Below are 13316 nucleotides of genomic sequence, written 5' to 3'. Positions count from 1 at the left end.
TGTGCCAGCTCCCGCTGACATCACACTGACACCGCCCTGACGCAGTTCCCCGGCTCTCATTCCGCTCTACCGCCGCTCTATGTGCGGTGCTCTACTTTCCCAAGACGAATCGCGTCAACGAGAAAGGATCGCTGTGTCGACGACAAGCGCAACGACCCTGGACAGTCCCGTCCTGCGAGCCATAACGACACACACCCAGTCCGAGAATCCCAGCTCGTTCCTGGCCCTCAACAGCGGGAACGACGTCTTCACCCTCCCTGGCGTCGACGGCGTGGCCGTCTACCGCCGGGCCGGCCGCCATCTCGTACAGTTCGGCGGCCCGTTCGCCGCTCCCGACGCCTACGGCAAGCTGCTCGCGGGACTGCGCGAGCGCACCCGCGAGGAGCAACTGCACCTCGTGTCCGTGCAGCTCCAGCGGGCCGACGCGGAGCAGTACCGGAAGGCCGGGTTCACGGTCAACCAGATCGGCGCCTCCTGGGCGGTGCACCTGCCCGAGTTCACCCTGCGCGGCACCCGCTTCATGCAGTTGCGCAACAAGATCTCCCGCGCCCTGCGTAACGGCCTGGTCGTCGAGGAGGTACCGGCCGAGGAGTGTGAGGAGGCACTGAACACGATCGACAAGGCATGGCTGGGGTCCAAGGGCGAGCACGCCCGGCCCCTGGAGTTCCTCGTCGGCCAGGTCGGCGGACCGGCCCAGGGACACCGCCGGCTCTTCGTCGGCAGCATCGACGGCGCGCCGGTGAGCTACATCTCGTACTCGCCGGTCTACGGCAGCAGGAGCGGCTGGATGCACGACCTGAGCCGGCGCATCCCGGGCGGCTCCCCGGGTCTGATGGAGGCCATCAACGCCTCCGCCATCGAGAAGTTCGCCGGCGAGGGCGTGGAGTGGCTGCACTTCGGCTTCACGCCGTTCACCGGCCTGTCCGAGGACAACGAGCTGCCCGGCCGCAGCCCTTCCTTCCAGTGGCTCATGCACTTCCTGTGGGCCGAGGGCGCCGCGCTGTACCCGGCGCAGTCCCAGCTGGACTACAAGGAGAAGTGGGCCCCGCACGCGGCGCTGCCCGAGTATGTGGCCTTCGACGGACCCGCGTCCATTGCCGGCTTCGCCCATGTCTTCCGCGCCTGCAACGCGTTCTGACACCTTCCGTGCAGCACAGCCCGAGAAGCCAATCAAGGAGGAGCACATGACGACCGCCGCGCAGGACCCCCGCTCCACGGACGAACTCAAGCAGGCGCTCGTGGAGTCCCTGATGACCGTGATCGGCGCCCCCGACGACGAGCCCACGGCCGAGACGGCAGCCGCCACGCTGCGCACCCTCGACGAGCGGCTGACCGCGGAGGCCGGTTCCCGCTGACCGCGGGCGGTTCGGTACACGACGAGAGGAGGCGGCGGCCCCGGGAGTGATCCCGGTGACCGCCGCCCCTCGGTGCGACAGTTCCCGCTGTTGTTCGGTCCCGCTGTTGTGCCGTCCCGCTGTTGTTCCTTCCCGCTGTTCCTCCGGACGTGACGACCGCGCCCCTGGGCTCAGACGGCCGACCGCAGCGCCGCCCGCGACACCGGCCCGGTCGGCGAACCCACGTCCAGCGGCGCGTCCAGGGACACATCCAGTGACGCGTCCGCCGCGAGCATCGACCCGTACAGCCGCTGCACCCGCGCGCTCGGTTCGATGCCCAGTTCGGCCCCGAGCGTGGTGCGCAGCCGCTGGTAGGTCTGCAGCGCCTGCCAGACCCGGCCCGAGGCGTACTGGGCCGCCATGAACTGCGCGTGCAGCCCCTCGTGCAGGGGATGCTGCGCCGAGAGGGTGGCCAGCTCGCTCAGCACCTGACCGTGCCGCCCCAGCCGCAGGTCGGCAGCGATGCGGCTCTCCAGCGCGGTCATCCGCGCCTCCTCCAGCCACAGCACCTCCATTTCCAGCACCAGCCCGGTCTTGACGTCCACCAGCGCCGGGCCCCGCCACAGGGCGAGCGCCTGCCCCAGCAGGGTGGAGGCGGTGGCGAGGTCACCGGCGGCGAAGGCCGCCTGGCCGAGTTCCTGGAGCCGTTCGAACTCCTGTGTGTCGATCACGCCCGGCTCGATGTCGAGCTGGTATCCGCCATGGCGGGTGACGAGCACCTCCTTCGCGTGCGGGCGGGCGGCTCCCGTCGGCCCCCCGCACGCGAAGGTGCCCGGCGCGTCGTCCTCCGGAGTCAGCGCCCGCTCCAGCAGGCGCCGCAACTTGAGAATGTAGGTCTGAAGCGTGGTCGGTCCGCTGCGCGGTGGCTGGTCGCCCCAGAGTTCCTCCATCAGAGTCGCCGCGGTGACGATGCCGCCCGCGCGAAGGGCGAGCAGGGCGAGGACCTGCCGCGGTTTCGCCGCGCTCGGGACGATGGATCCGTGGTGTTCCTGTGCGATGAATGGACCAAGGAGCTTGATCTGCACCGCTGATCCGCCTCCTTCTCGGTGACTGGTGACGCCTGGCGTGATGCCCGGCCCGCAGTACTCCCCCGCTCAGGGTGCGCTGCGACATCGGGCACAGCTCCTCCAGCCTGTAAGTCGGGCCGGTTCCACGCCAGTGACGGCGTCGTGACTCGGGCGGGAGAATCACCTTCCGAGATCGTGAAAAACGCACCCCGAAAACATGGCGGGCACCCTGTCGCGCCGGTCCGGACTGGACCAGACTCTCGTCCTTTGCGGTACGAGTGGGACGTAGGGGCGTGGACGGGGCGAGGCACCCCTGGCCGCGATCCTGCGGACGGATGTGTGGTGCGGGGAGGCCGGCCTTCTGAGCATGGAGATCATGCCGCGCGAAGCAGCCCGCGATCGCATCCATCGCCGCCCCGAACAACCGGCCCCGGGTCGCCATGGCTGAATATGCCCTTCGCTGAACGAATTTGACCTTCCGAGGCGTATGGCATACGTATGCTGCCCGCGGAAATCAGTGCGCCAAGTAACGGGGGTTGCGATGGGCAGTGATGGAAAGTCCACGATGCGGACGGAGCGCCGAGAACAGGCCGACGGCGACACGGAAACCTGGGAGGTGCCGCTGTCGCACTTCACTGCTTTCATTCTGTATGCGGTGCTGGCGGGATTTCTCGCCCAGGTGTCGGTGAACACCTGGGCGTCCGGGGCCCGGGCGATGCAGATGACGGCGTGCGTCCTGTGCTTCTCCGCGCTGTGCGCCCTCCAGATCCTGCAGACGCAGCCGCGATTAGAACAGCGTGGACGCCGCTACCGCACCATCACACTGTCCGCACAGGTCCTGCTCACCTATCTGCCGCTGCCCTGGCTGGGAAACCCCTGGGAGGCGGTTGGCGGCTTCCTCGCCGCGTCCGTACTGCTGCTTCTGCCGGCGCGGCTGAAGTGGCAGGTGTTCTTCGCCGTCGTGGCGGCCAACACGGTGATCGCCGAACTGTCCAACGGCGACCCCGCGTTCGCCGCCTCCACCGCGTCGTCCACCCTCGTCACCGGCCTGGCGCTCTACGCCATCAGGCTGGTGTCCGAACTGCGCCGGGCTCGGACGAGGCTGGTCGGCGCGGTCTCCCAGGAGCGCCGGCGGTTCGCCCGCGACCTGCACGACCTACTCGGATACAGCCTTTCGGCGATCACCCTCAAGACAGAGGTGGCGCTGCGGCACGTTCCGCGCCGGGACGAACAAGCCAAGAAGGAGCTGACGTCGATCCTGGCGATCTCCCGCCAGGCGCTCACCGACGTGCGCCACGTGGCACACAGTTACCAGTCGCTGTCGCTGGCCACGGAGCTGGAGGCGTGCGTGGCCATGCTCAGATCCGCCTCGATCGAGGTGGATGTGCGCACGTCGGTGCCCCCGCCGGAGAACCGGACCGGCACCGTTTTGGCCATCGTGCTGCGGGAGGCGGTGACCAACATGCTGCGGCACAGCAAGGTGCGGCACTGTGCGATCGAGCTGGACCGGGTGGGTCGCCGTCTGCGGCTGGGCATCGTCAACGACGGCACCGGGCTGGAGGGCCGCGACGACGTCGCGTCCTCATCCACGGCGTCGACGGACTGCCGTGGGCTGACGAACCTGGAGATGCGGTTGGCGGCGGTCGGCGGCACGCTGACGGCCGGACGGCGATCCGGTGGCCGGTTCGAGGTGGTGGCCGGAGTCCCGGACGGCCGCGAGACGCCGGAGCCGTCGGGCACGGCGGCGGACGACGGCTCCGGGGACGTTCGCCGGGGCGACCGGCGGCCCGTCGGGCACGGCGGCCGGGTCTGGCGCGCGGAGCACGAACGGCGCCGGGATCCGCGCGGCGTGCGGACCGACCCGAACCGGATGCCGGGCGGCACCGAGGCACGCTGCGAACACCTCGGCAGCTGGGAGCGCGTGTGCGCGATGCCCGCACCGCGGGAGTTCTCGGCCGAGCCGTGACCGCGGTGCGGGCGACGGCGAAGCCGGCGCGCTCGGCTCAAGGCATCACCGGCGGGCCGGGCGTGGCCGGTGCCTTGGCCGGGTGCCCGGTCCGGAGCGCAGGCGTGCCGGCATCCGACGGTGGCTCAGGACAGCCAGCCCGCCTCCTGCGCGATACGGATGGCGTCGACACGGTTGCGCGCGTTGAGCTTGCTGACGATCGTCGTGAGGTAGTTGCGGACGGTCCCCGCGGAAAGGAACAGTGCCCCGGCGATCTCGCCCACCTGTGCCCCCTGTGCGGCCAGTTGCAGCACCTCCATCTCGCGGGCGGTCAGCGGGCTCCGCTCGTAGTCCCAGGCGGAGAGCACCAGCTCCGGGTCGACCACCCGTTCCCCGGCGGCCACCTTCCTTATGGCACTCGCCAGTTGCTCCGGCGGCGCGTCCTTGAGCAGGAACCCGGACACCCGCATGCTCAGCGCCCGCTTCAGTGTGCCGGGCTTGCCGAGGCTGGTGAGCATGAGGGTGCCGCACGACGGCAGCTGCTCGTGGAGCATGCCGGCGGCGGTCAGTCCGTCCGTGCCGGGCAGGTCCACGTCGAGAACCGCGATGTCGGGCCGGTGTTCCAGCGCGATCGGTACCACCCGGTCGCCGTCCTCCACTTCAGCCACGACCGTGATGTCCGGTTCCATCGACAGCAGGGCGACCAACGCGCCACGAACCATGTTCATGTCCTCGGCGAGTAGCACGCGGATCATGCGTCTCCTCTGACCAGATACCGAGCCCCCGTATTTCCCGGCACGTCGCAACCGTACCTCCGCGGCCAACGATCACAGATCCTCAATTGCCTTGTTATCCAGCCAAATTGCATCCGCCCCGTCGTCCCGCGGTCAGCGGGGGCACGGTCAGCGGCAGCAGCCGGCCGCACCGGAACAGCCGGCGCGTCGTGTGCCGCTGGATCTTGCCGCTGGACGTCCGGCGCACCGTTCCCGGCCTGACCAGCACCACGTTCACGGCGGCCACCTCGAAGTCCCGGGCCACGCAGGCGCGCACCTCCCTTGCCAGTGCGGCCAGGTTCAGGTCGTAACGGCGCCCCACGTGCACCTCCTGCACCACGACCAACGTGTCATGGTCGGAATCCGCGGTGAACACCGCCGTGGCGCCGAAAAGTTCACTGAGTTGTTGCACGCGGTGCTCGACGTCCTGCGGATACACGTTCCGCCCGGTCAGCACCATCATGTCCTTGATCCGGCCGGTGACGAACAGCTCGCCACCGTGCAACACCCCGAGGTCACCGGTCCGCAGGAAGCCGGCCTCGCCGTCCACGGTGGTCCCGCAGAACGTCTCCCGCGTCTCCAGCGGGCGCTTCCAGTAGCCGTCGGCCACGCTCCGGCCGCGGGTCCAGATCGGTTGTCCGGAAGTCCGTGCGAGGTGCCCCGTTCCGAGGTCCCGGGAATGATGCGCACGCACGCGGGGACCGGGTCAGCAGTACAGGTTGGCGCCCGCCGACACGCCCAGGATCTGCGTGAACTGCTGGTACGTGGTCACACGGCTCTGCACCTGGGCGGGGTTCCTGCCGTCGCACTCGAGGGACCCGTTGATGGAACGGATCGTCTGGCCGAAGCCCGCGCCGTTGACCATGGCGTTGTGCGGGGTCATGCTGCCGGGGCCGGACTGGGTGTTCCAGTACCAGAGGCCCGTCTTCCACGCCACGGCGGCGTCGGTCTGCATCAGCGAGGGGTTGTTGAGCAGGTCGATGCCGAGCGCATCACCTGCGGCCTTGTAGTTGAAGTTCCAGCTGAGCTGGATGGGGCCGCGCCCGTAATAGGCCGACTGGCCGGCCGGGCAGCCGTACGGCTGGCTCCAGTCGCAGTAGTGCGGATAGTTGGCGGTGTTCTGCTCGACGACGTACACCAGTCCGCCCGTCTCGTGGCTGACGTTGGCGAGGAAGGCGGCTGCCTCCTGCTTCTTGGTCTCGTCGCCGCCCGTGGTGGCGAAGCCGGGGTAGGCGCTGAGCGCGGCGACAAGACCGCTGTAGGTGTAGAAGCCGTTGCGGTTCGGGAACATCTGGTTGAACTGGGCCTCGGAGACGACGAAGTTACCGACGGGCGTACCGCTGTCGCAGTTGTACGGCTCCCAGTACCAGGTGCTGATGACCGGGTCGTAGCCCGGGTTGTCGTGCTCAGCGATGTACGCCTTGCCGTCCGTGTAGCGGACGATGTCACCGGTGACGTACGCCTTGCCGGCCACCCAGCTCGGATAGCTCGAACAAGTGGCGGCGGACGCGCTGCTGGTCGGCACCAGCACCGGTACGGCGGCGGAGAGGGCGAGCGCGGCCACGACCGCGGAGATACGACGCCTCGACACGGAATCAACTCCTTGACGGAGAACGGTCGTACCCGGCGCAGGCAGGACGGAGCGAGCCTTGTGCGTGTGCCGGCGGAACCGGACGGGCGCGGGGCCGACCGTGGTGGGGGGTGTGAGGCACACTCAATCGCATTGGTCTGTACCAGTCAAGGCGCAGACCGGTCGGCGACGAAGGAATAGCGGGGCGACAGGCACGGCCAACCGGGCTTAGACGGGGCCCTGTTGGGCAAACAGTGGACGCGCCGACACCGCCCGATCGACCGTGCTCCTCACCGGACGAGCATGCCCACGCGCTGTCACGCACCAACTCGTAACTGCCGTTCAGGGAAAGGGACGCGGCGCCCGAGCAGGATCGAGAGGACGGTGGCTTTCGGGTGCGGCCGCGGCTCTTACGGTCCGGTATGGATGGGCTCACCTGTCGCGGTGGGGGACGCCCCTCCTCGCCCAGTCCTTCGGCAAGGGGACGGACGAAGCCCGCGCCCTCGACCATCGCCGCAGTGATCGAGCCTCCCCGCGCAAGGCGCTGACGGCACGCCGGGGCGGAAGGTGGTTCCTTCCGGCGCGCCGTCGTCGCTGGTGGTCTCGCGCAGGCCGTCAGCAGCCGATGGGGGAGGAACCCACGGCCACATCGTCGAACCAGAGTCTGTCGTCGCCCGTCCCGTAGCTCTCCCAGCCCAGGCGCAGGGTGGTGGGCCGGGGCGGGGTGGTGCGGGCAAGCCACTGCTGGTCGATGTCCTGGGTGGGGACGCCGTCCGCGTGCAGGCCCGGGATCAGTTCGTCGCCGAGCCAGGTGTCGAGCGTGGGCGCCGTCGTGTCGATCGCGAAGCGCAGACACTGCCAGCTCCCGGTCGGCAGCGGCCTGCTCTGCGCCACGCCCGCCGGGCTCTGCGCGGGCAGGGTGGCGTCGTCGGTCTCCCGGTTCCACTGGAGGGCGCCGTTCTGGCCGCCGACGCGCAGCGCCCGGCCGCCCTGGGAGCTGTCGGGCAGGGAGACGAAGGTGACATGGGCCGCGGGGAGCGCGGTGGTGTGCCGCACCCACATGCGCACATACATCACCGGCCCCACCGAAGACAGATTCGCGGTGGAGGCGACGAAGGCGTGGTTGCAGTAGCCGGCCTTGCCGTCGACCCGCAGCGACCTGCCGCCGCTGTGCGCGACCGAGGTGTCGACGGCCGCGGTTCCGGTGCCCTGACAGTCGGGCGCGGCGAACTGCCAGGCGCCGGAGGGAGTGGTGCCGGTCTGGTCCTCGAAGCCCGAGCAGACCACGGCGCTGCCGCATTCGGCGGAGGGCGGCGGGGTCGTGGGCGGCGGGGTGGTCGGCGGCGGGGTGGTGCCGATTCCGCCGCACACCAGACCGTTGAGGGCGAAGTCGGTCGGGGCGGGGTTGGCCGAGCTCCAGGTGCCCTGGACACCGAACTCGGCGGAGCCGTCGGTGGCCAGCGAACCGTTCCAGTCCGCGTTGACGGCGACGACGGAGGCGCCGGTCTGGGTGACGGTCGCGTTCCACGCCGATGTCACCCGCTGGCCGTCGGCGTGGGTCCAGGTCAGACGCCAGCCGTTGACCGCCGGGCCGAGATGGGTGACCTTGACCTGGGCCGTGTAGCCGCCGGCCCACTGGTTCACGGTGTAGTCGACCCGGCAGCCGGCCTCCGCGGCACTGGTGGGTGTCGCGATGAATGCGAACACCAGCAGGGCGAGGGACCCGGCAGCCGCGAGGGCCGCCGTCCAGGGCCTGCGCAGTAATCGCAAGTGGGGGGTGCGCACGAATACCTCCGAGGGAAAGGTGCGGGATATGGGAGCGCTCCCATTCATGACAGCGAGCAGGGCAGCACACTGTCAATGCATGGGATGGCCAAGGCGACCGCGGCGCGCCGTCGCCCTGTGAAGCTGATCACCGTCGGCCCCATTTTGATTGAACCTTGAACTTTCAAGACGTAGTGTCGGTGCCGCACGTCGATCCCCCGGGATCCACCCCCATTGTGAGGAAATTCCCCCATGCCGCTCGCTCTTGACCCCGCCGCCCAGGACCTTCTCTTCCGTGAGGCCCGCACCGCGAACACCTTCACCGACGAACCGGTGTCCGAAGAGCAGGTCCAGGCGATCTACGACCTGGTCAAGTACGGCCCGACGTCCATGAACCAGTCGCCGCTGCGCATCACCCTGGTCCGCTCCGCCGAGGCCCGCGAGCGTCTCGTCCAGCACATGGCGGAGGGCAACCGGGCGAAGACCGCCGCCGCCCCCCTGGTCGCGATCCTCTCCGCGGACAACGAGTTCCACGAGGAACTGCCCCACCTCTTCCCGCACTTCCCCCAGGCCAAGGACGCCGTCTTCGGCGACCGTGGGGTGCGGGAGAGCCAGGCCGCCCTCAACGCCGGCCTCCAGGCCGCGTACTTCATCATCGGCATCCGGGCCGCGGGCCTCGCCGCCGGTCCGATGACCGGCCTGGACTTCGAGGGCGTCCGCAAGGAATTCCTGGACGACGACCACACCCCGCTGATGGTCGTCAACATCGGCAAGCCGGGCGAGGACGCCTGGTACCCGCGCTCCCCTCGTCTGGAGTTCGACCAGGTCGTCACCACGGTCTGAGCCGGCTCGACGACGGGGATCCGGACCGAGTTCCGCCCCTGTTCCCCCGTAGGCGTCTTGCGGCAGCCGGCGCGATGCCGGCCACGCTCGCCCACCGTGACGCCGCCGCCTACGGGGACCGGCCCTTCGACCGCTTGGCCCCGAAGACCGCCGACACCTTTCTGTACCTGATGCCGGAGGCCTGCGACCGCGTCCTTCGGCGGCGACGTGGGCGATCGGTCGGGTGCGGCAGCGTTCGACGAGCCTTCGTCGTCCCCGGATGTCCAAGGGGGCGTTCGCATGCATCACGGGAGCGCCTCGGTGCTTAGGTCGGCCGCGATCACCGTGCGGAGGGGGAACGCGATGAGCAGCGCAACAGCGACCAGGACTCCGCTCGACCACAGCGGCCCGAGGTTCCCGACTCCGGTGCCGAGCGTGGACGCGGCGATGAGTGGTCCGACGGCGGCGCCGACGTTGAGTGCCGCGGTCGCGTACGAGCCGGCCATGGTGGGAGCTCCCGCGGCCTCGTAGAGGACCCGTGCGATCAGGGTGCTGCCCAACGCGAAGGACAGCGCGCCCTGGACGAACACGAGGACGAACAGAGCGACCGGTTTGTCGGCCAGCACGGCCAGGGCCGGCCAGCCGATGAGCAGCAGCGGACCGCCGACTGCGATGACTCGGCCGGGGTGTTGGTCGGACAGTCGGCCGGCGACGGTGACCCCGGCGAAGGAACCGACGCCGAAGAGCACCAGGACGACAGAGATCCACAGCTCACTCAGCCCGGCGGTGTCGGTCACGACGGGGGCGAGGAAGGTGAAGCCGGCGAAAGTCGCCGCGTTCACCAGCGCACCGAGCAGCATCACCAGGATCAACCTCGGCCTTGCGAGCTGGGTGAGCTCCGCTCGCAAGGCCGGCCCGCCAGCCGCCTCCTCCTTCGCACGTCCCGCTGGGATCCCCTTCAGAATGCCGAGAGCCGCGGGCAGGCAGAGAACGGCGACAGCCCAGAACGCGGCCCGCCAGCCGAGCAACGTGCCGAGCACCGACCCACCGGGGACACCGGCGATCGTGGCCCCCGTCGTGCCCGACAGCAGCACGGCCAGCGCACGTCCCTTCTTGTCGGGTGGGACCAGCGCGGCGGCAGCCGTCAGAGCGACAGCAAGGAACCCCGCGTTCGCGAGCGCGGCGACGACCCGGGTGGCGACCAGAACCGGGAAGCTCGCGGTGACGGCACCCACGGCGTGAGCTGCCGCGAACATGAGGATGAACCCGAGAAGACCGGAGCGCCTGCGCCAGTTGCGGGCAAGTGCGGCCACAAAGGGGGCGCCGACGATCATGCCGATGGCGAAGGCCGAGGTGAGCACGCCTGCTGTCCCGACCGTGACATCGAGATCCGACGCGATGTCCGGCAAGAGGCCGGCGAGCATGAATTCCGAGGTGCCCATGGCGAAGACCGCCATGGCAAGCAGATACAGCGGGAAAGGCATCGAGTGGCTCCGAGGTGAGGAGAAGCACGAGACGGTCATCTCGTCACCGCGGCCAGCCCCAGGGCCGCACTCGTCCCACCACCAGATGCGGCGCGACGGCAGTGCTACGGGCTCAGTGGTGCAGGGGGCTGACGGCGTGACCGAAAGCCCCCACCGTGTCCGACTCAGGACTCGACATGGCCCGCACGCTACCCGACCGATGCCCGTCGAGGCACCTCGGTTCACCAGCATTGACCTGTGTCACCAACGTCATGTGCCAACGCCCGCCACCCCGACGCGCCGGCTGCCCAGCGCATCAGAAGGGCAGACCCCGCAGGTCCACACCGACGGTTGGATGAGGCAGGCCGGCCAGGTCGTAGATCATGGCGGTCAGTGGCGAGGTCCGCGCGCCGTCGGGCTGCTGGACGGTGACGGGCACGGAGAGCCGGCTCCATCCCAGCTGCGTGTAGAGCGGGACCAGATCCGGGCGGCAGAGCAGAATCATCGTCTCGGCGCCGGCCGCTCGTGCATGTTCGACCGCCACGCTGATCACCGCCCGGGCGATGCCCTGGCCCCGACTGGCGGGGTGCACCAGCACACCCCCCAACCCCGCGGCGCGGCGCGGCAATCCGTCAAACGCCATGTCCCGCACCAGCCATCCCGCGGAAGCCACCGGCCGGCCCTTGGAGACAGCGGTGAGGGTGTGCTGCTTGTCAGCCCACACCAGGCCGAGCCCCTTCACCCCGAAGGGGTCGGGCAGGCCGTCGCGGAGTGCGGCTTCACCTTCCGGAGAACCGGGGCCCGGCTCATGGAGCAGCTGGAGGTCCGCGAGACCGTCGTCCCCCACATGCTCCGCGACGGCCGCGGTGGCGGGAGCGAACCGGTAGCGCAGACAGTGCAGGCCACTGGACTGCACCGTCCCGTCGGCCTGGGCGCCCAGGCGGCGCAGTACCGCGATCGAGGCCATATTGCCGGGCAGGACGAACGCGAAAACGGCAGGAAGCGCCAGACGGCGAAACGCCAGGTCCAGGCACGCACGGCCGGCCTCGCCGGCGATCCCACGGCCTTGGGCCCGTGGGTGCACGGCGAAACCGAGGTCGACCCCGTACTGGGCCCGGTTACGCAGTCCCACCCGGCCGAGAAACGCGTGCGTGGCGGCGTCCCGGACCGCAAAGTCGCCGTAACCGTGTCTGGCCCAGTGGGCGACGTGGTCATCGCACATGGCCTCGGCCGCAGACCGACTGTCGGCCCGGCCGGTCGCCAGCCACCGCATGACGCTGTCCTGACTGACCACAGCCTCAAAGAGATCGTCGCGATCCCCGTGGCGGATCGGCTCCATCACAAGCCTCTGGGTGCGCAGTACGGGACCACCCGACCGGGCCACTCAGCAACTCCTCTCGACCAAGGGCTGAAGGAGCGTACCCGGCGACTCCTCTGGAGCGATCGGGAGGCAACCGGTGAACCTGTCCGGTCACCCCATCGCGGCTTGCGTTGAATCGTAGATCGGGAAAACCCGGTCCAGGCTCGTCATGGTGAAGATCTGCCGGATGTCCTGGTTTACGATGACCAGCCTCAGGGCGCCGGCGCGTGTACGGATCCGCTTGTGGATGCCGACGAGGAGCCCAAGGCCGGTCGAGTCCATGAATGTCGTTCCTGTCAGGTCGACGATGAGGCGGTGCCGGCCCGCCTGAATCCTTTTGCCCAAGTGTTCGCGGATGCGGGGCACGGTGTACACGTCGACCTCTCCGTGGATCTCGACGACGGTCCAGTCATTCTCGTCGCGGTGACAGATGTGGAGTTCGGGATGCATGCCTCGCCTAACGGCAAAACCTTGGGGAAAGGTTGCGGGTAGTGCCTGACGCACTCGCGTTCTGCATATGCGCGAACGACTGGCCATGGCTTTACAGCAGAGGCTGCGCATCCCGATCCCGGATCAGGTGGGTGAACTCGGCTGCGCGGTCGCCGAGATGCCCCAGCAAGGTATGGCCGGGCCACTACTGCAGTGCGTGGACCGCGGCTGAGAACACCGAAGGCATCCGGGACGCTGCCGGCACGATGAGGCGGGCGGTGCTGGGACGGCCGCTCGCGGCCAGCAGAGGCCCGCTCCGAACCGCCCACCGGTCCACCGGCTTCCCTGACATGTCCACCGAGGTCCGCCTACAGGTCGCCCGCCACAAACCACACCGCGTGGAGTAAGGCGGAGACGAACCGTTCAGGCCGTCCTCGCTCCGCACCTTCACCGCTGCCCCTCCACCATCAGCGGCGCTTCCTGCGGCGACCGACCGGAAGCTGAGCCCGGGAACAGGACCGGCCCAGCGGGTGCCGCCCGGCGGATTCGGGTCACGGCCGCGCGTCGGGCACGAAGACGATCCGGTCAGGCGGAAGCCGGGCCGAGACCGCTCCGATCGCCTCTTGAGCGCCGATACGGGAGGTGACGCCCGTTGCCTCCGTGGCGAAGGCACGGGATTTGGACTCGGCTGCGGAGTCGGACCGTTGGCCAAAAGTTGAACTAGCAAGCATTCGTCGAGTCTGCCTAACGTGTCGCTCATCGATTTCCGTCTCCCCCCTGAACCAGTCC

12 protein-coding genes are annotated in these 13316 nt (G+C 69.4%); 4 read left to right on the top strand and 8 right to left on the bottom strand.

Annotated features, from left to right (window positions below):
- Positions 1 to 133 precede the first annotated feature (133 nt).
- Both TNCT6_RS27990 and TNCT6_RS40035 read left to right on the top strand, forming a co-directional pair.
- On the top strand, positions 134 to 1138 hold the full coding sequence (locus tag TNCT6_RS27990; protein ID WP_253266238.1) for a DUF2156 domain-containing protein: 1005 nt from the start codon (positions 134 to 136) through the stop codon (positions 1136 to 1138).
- A gap of 46 nt (positions 1139 to 1184) precedes the next feature.
- Positions 1185 to 1355, top strand: a complete 171-nt coding sequence (locus tag TNCT6_RS40035; RefSeq protein WP_172633054.1) for a hypothetical protein — start codon at positions 1185 to 1187, stop codon at positions 1353 to 1355.
- Positions 1356 to 1525: 170 nt separating this feature from the next.
- On the opposite strand, the gene TNCT6_RS27985 is transcribed toward TNCT6_RS40035, so the two are convergent.
- Positions 1526 to 2419, bottom strand: a complete 894-nt coding sequence (locus tag TNCT6_RS27985) for an AfsR/SARP family transcriptional regulator (RefSeq protein WP_141363371.1) — start codon at positions 2417 to 2419, stop codon at positions 1526 to 1528.
- 547 nt (positions 2420 to 2966) lie between these two features.
- On the opposite strand from TNCT6_RS27985, the gene TNCT6_RS27980 reads away from it, so the two are divergent.
- Entirely contained in the window at positions 2967 to 4367 is a 1401-nt protein-coding gene (locus TNCT6_RS27980; protein ID WP_172633053.1) for a sensor histidine kinase, read from the top strand.
- Between the two features lie 125 nt (positions 4368 to 4492).
- Here the strand turns inward: TNCT6_RS27980 and TNCT6_RS27975 are convergent, their stop codons facing one another.
- The 4 genes from TNCT6_RS27975 to TNCT6_RS27960 form a co-directional block, all read right to left on the bottom strand.
- Entirely contained in the window at positions 4493 to 5101 is a 609-nt protein-coding gene (locus TNCT6_RS27975) for a DNA-binding response regulator (protein ID WP_141363367.1), read from the bottom strand.
- A 94-nt stretch (positions 5102 to 5195) separates the two neighbouring features.
- Positions 5196 to 5729: an AMP-binding protein gene (locus tag TNCT6_RS27970; protein WP_253266237.1), complete on the bottom strand. Its 534-nt coding sequence runs from the start codon at positions 5727 to 5729 to the stop codon at positions 5196 to 5198.
- Between the two features lie 96 nt (positions 5730 to 5825).
- The gene (locus TNCT6_RS27965) at positions 5826 to 6710 is read right to left on the bottom strand and encodes a glycoside hydrolase family 19 protein (RefSeq protein ID WP_141363363.1); all 885 of its coding nucleotides are present in this window, start codon (positions 6708 to 6710) and stop codon (positions 5826 to 5828) included.
- 594 nt (positions 6711 to 7304) lie between these two features.
- Positions 7305 to 8474, bottom strand: a complete 1170-nt coding sequence (locus tag TNCT6_RS27960) for a cellulose-binding domain-containing protein (RefSeq protein WP_141363361.1) — start codon at positions 8472 to 8474, stop codon at positions 7305 to 7307.
- 231 nt (positions 8475 to 8705) lie between these two features.
- Here TNCT6_RS27960 and TNCT6_RS27955 point away from each other — a divergent pair, with 231 nt between their 5' ends.
- Positions 8706 to 9296, top strand: coding sequence for a malonic semialdehyde reductase (locus TNCT6_RS27955; protein ID WP_141363359.1), 591 nt, complete (start codon positions 8706 to 8708; stop codon positions 9294 to 9296).
- Between the two features lie 284 nt (positions 9297 to 9580).
- Here the strand turns inward: TNCT6_RS27955 and TNCT6_RS27950 are convergent, their stop codons facing one another.
- The 3 genes from TNCT6_RS27950 to TNCT6_RS27940 all read right to left on the bottom strand — a co-directional run bounded on the left by TNCT6_RS27950 (position 9581) and on the right by TNCT6_RS27940 (position 12548).
- Positions 9581 to 10759: a Cmx/CmrA family chloramphenicol efflux MFS transporter gene (locus TNCT6_RS27950; protein WP_141363358.1), complete on the bottom strand. Its 1179-nt coding sequence runs from the start codon at positions 10757 to 10759 to the stop codon at positions 9581 to 9583.
- A 295-nt stretch (positions 10760 to 11054) separates the two neighbouring features.
- Entirely contained in the window at positions 11055 to 12077 is a 1023-nt protein-coding gene (locus tag TNCT6_RS27945; protein ID WP_253266454.1) for a GNAT family N-acetyltransferase, read from the bottom strand.
- A 132-nt stretch (positions 12078 to 12209) separates the two neighbouring features.
- On the bottom strand, positions 12210 to 12548 hold the full coding sequence (locus TNCT6_RS27940; protein WP_141363354.1) for an STAS domain-containing protein: 339 nt from the start codon (positions 12546 to 12548) through the stop codon (positions 12210 to 12212).
- Positions 12549 to 13316 lie beyond the last annotated feature (768 nt).

It is taken from the genome of Streptomyces sp. 6-11-2 (assembly GCF_006540305.1).
Lineage (GTDB): Bacteria > Actinomycetota > Actinomycetes > Streptomycetales > Streptomycetaceae > Streptomyces.
The sequence above is the reverse complement of the archived record's forward strand: the minus strand, read 5'-3'. Positions and strand labels throughout refer to the sequence as shown.

Coding starts and splice junctions, on each gene's coding strand:
- TNCT6_RS40035 (WP_172633054.1), top strand. CDS start 1,185: ATGACGACCGCCGCGCAGGACCCCCGCTCCACGGACGAACTCAAGCAG.
- TNCT6_RS27980 (WP_172633053.1), top strand. CDS start 2,967: ATGCGGACGGAGCGCCGAGAACAGGCCGACGGCGACACGGAAACCTGG.
- TNCT6_RS27975 (WP_141363367.1), bottom strand. CDS start 5,101: ATGATCCGCGTGCTACTCGCCGAGGACATGAACATGGTTCGTGGCGCG.
- TNCT6_RS27955 (WP_141363359.1), top strand. CDS start 8,706: ATGCCGCTCGCTCTTGACCCCGCCGCCCAGGACCTTCTCTTCCGTGAG.
- TNCT6_RS27950 (WP_141363358.1), bottom strand. CDS start 10,759: ATGCCTTTCCCGCTGTATCTGCTTGCCATGGCGGTCTTCGCCATGGGC.
- TNCT6_RS27945 (WP_253266454.1), bottom strand. CDS start 12,077: ATGGAGCCGATCCGCCACGGGGATCGCGACGATCTCTTTGAGGCTGTG.
- TNCT6_RS27940 (WP_141363354.1), bottom strand. CDS start 12,548: ATGCATCCCGAACTCCACATCTGTCACCGCGACGAGAATGACTGGACC.